Source organism: Colwellia sp. BRX10-4, assembly GCF_014077465.1.
Lineage (GTDB): Bacteria > Pseudomonadota > Gammaproteobacteria > Enterobacterales > Alteromonadaceae > Colwellia_A.
On the sequence record NZ_JACGVZ010000075.1, the window covers coordinates 1 to 1,641 of the forward strand.

The 1,641-nt window shown below is 37.4% G+C and carries 1 protein-coding gene and 2 pseudogenes; all 3 read right to left on the minus strand.

The features are described 5' to 3' along the window. A pseudogene (locus H4J67_RS21345) lies at positions 1–217 on the minus strand (BolA/IbaG family iron-sulfur metabolism protein); the annotation flags it as partial. Positions 218–624: 407 nt separating this feature from the next. After that, the gene (locus H4J67_RS19845) at positions 625–1,407 is read right to left on the minus strand and encodes a ferredoxin--NADP reductase (RefSeq protein ID WP_182175636.1); all 783 of its coding nucleotides are present in this window, start codon (positions 1,405–1,407) and stop codon (positions 625–627) included. A gap of 21 nt (positions 1,408–1,428) precedes the next feature. Beyond that, positions 1,429–1,641, minus strand: a pseudogene (locus tag H4J67_RS19850) (lipoyl synthase); the annotation flags it as partial.

Genomic DNA, 1,641 nt, shown 5'->3' on the forward strand with positions numbered 1-1,641 from the left:
AACCGACGTAAAACACATTGGTTACATACTCGATATCAAGCCGCGCAGCTGTGAGTGGATCATTCTTTGCCTGTGCAGCTTCTTTTAGAGTCATAGGAATAATATTAAGTGCATACACCTGTTCTGACCTCCAGTTAGACATTGCATTATAAATAAGACAATGCCGGACTATACGATGTAATCTATTGAATCTGGCGTCAAGCACTTGAACTCGATAATGGTCAGCGTCTACTTGACCAGTATGCTATTCGCTCTCGTCCTCAATCTCGATAATAGCATCGGGAAATGCCTGACTCAAACATTCTAACAAATTATCGTGCGTAGGTTTCATTGTATTTTTTTCTTATTTTTAGGTCCTATGTAAAAAATAGGTGGTGGTGTACGAATTAGATTCAGTACATCACTCGAATAATATTTTTCAATCGTTTTATCGGTCAGTTCGATTTTCAACCTCAATTGCCACACATGATAATATGCAATTGACCACCACTCTTTTTTTAGGTATGAAAACACCTGTTATTTTTTAATTTTATTCGTTTTTTTATAGCCAAATTCAGATAACTTGATAAATGCAACCAGCAATATTTAGACCCTTGCTACCTATTTTTTCATGGAATAAACCTGTTATTTTTCAACAAAAGCTCTTTCAACAACGTAGTCACCTTGTATTCCTTTTTTAGGACTTTCCTTGAAGCCTTTTTCATCTAGAATGGTACAGGTATCCTTTAACATTGAAGGACTACCGCACAACATCACACGATCAAACTCTGGGTCAAGTTTAGCTATACCAAGGTCAAGAGATAACTTTCCCGTTCGCAATAAATCAGTTATTCGTCCTTGATTTTTATAAGGCTCTCGTGTGACACATGGATAATAGATGAGCTGTTCAGTAATCATTTCACCCAGATATTCGTGATTAGGCAGATCTTCAGTGATTATGTTTTTATATGCTAATTCATTGGCATATCTTACGCCATGGAATAATATAACCTTTTCAAAACGTTCATAAGTTTCGGGATCTTTGATAATACTTAAAAAGGGAGCTAGCCCTGTGCCAGTGCCAATTAACAATAAGTTTCGACCATCGCGTAAATCATCAATAACCACGGTTCCGGTTGGTTTACTGCCAATAATAACTTCATCACCAATCGCTAAATGTTGTAATTTAGAGGTGAAAGCACCGCCTTCAACTTTAATACTGAAAAATTCTAAATAATCTTCATGGTTTGCACTAGCGATGCTATAAGCACGTAAGATCGGTCTAGCATCATCTTGCGCTAAGCCAATAATGATATATTCCCCATTTCTAAAGCGGAGTCCTTGGCTGCGTGTGGTTTTAAAAGAAAATAGGCTATCATTCCAGTGAACAACATCGATGACTTTTTCGGGATTAAATTTCTTATTCATGTTTTATCCTATACGGTTTTATTATTTTATTTCTTTACCCGAGGCTTGAAGATCTGCATGGTAACTTGAACGTACCAAAGGGCCACACGCAGCATGAGTAAAACCAAGCCTTTTAGCGATAATACCCAGCTCATCAAACTCTTCTGGAGGTACATAGCGTTTAACCGCAAGATGATGCTTACTCGGTTGCATGTATTGCCCTAACGTTAGCATCTCTACATTATGTTTACGCAA